Origin of the sequence: Streptomyces sp. DH12, assembly GCF_020873895.1 — a bacterium.
Lineage (GTDB): Bacteria > Actinomycetota > Actinomycetes > Streptomycetales > Streptomycetaceae > Streptomyces.
In genome coordinates, this window is record NZ_JAHWGT010000826.1 from 1 (window position 1) to 480 (window position 480).

The following is a 480-nucleotide window of genomic DNA, read 5'->3' on the forward strand; positions in this document are numbered from 1 at the left end:
CGGCGGGCGGGCCGCCGTGCCCGCCGGCACCGGCGGGCGGGTGTACGGCGTGCTGGAGATCGTCTGGCCGGCGCCGCTGCCCCCGCAGCCGCCGCAGATCGTGCGTCAGGTGGAGGCGCTGGCCGAGCTGTGCGCGCACACCTTGGAGACGTACACGGCGCCCGGCGGGCCCGCCCGTCCGCAGCGGGTGCTGCCGGACGCGGCCGAGCTGATGGACCTGGCCGACGGGCTGTACGACCCGGCCCTGGTGCTGGTGCCGCACCTGGACGAGTCGGGGAACCTGCTCGACTTCCGCATCCAGCACGTCAACAGCCGCTTCCTGGACCCGGCGGGCCGGCCGCGCGGCATGGTCGGCGGGGCCCTGCTGCTGGAGGCGTACCCGATGGCCGCCGGGGAGAGCGAGCTGTTCCAGCGGATCGAGCGGGTGTACGCCACGGGTGAGCCGTTCCGCGCCCGGCGCATGCATCTGACCGCGCTGGT

At 75.8% G+C, this 480-nt stretch carries 1 pseudogene; it reads left to right on the forward strand.

Going from position 1 to position 480, the window contains the following annotated elements:
- A pseudogene (locus tag LPA54_RS37285) lies at positions 1 to 480 on the forward strand (antitermination regulator); the annotation flags it as partial.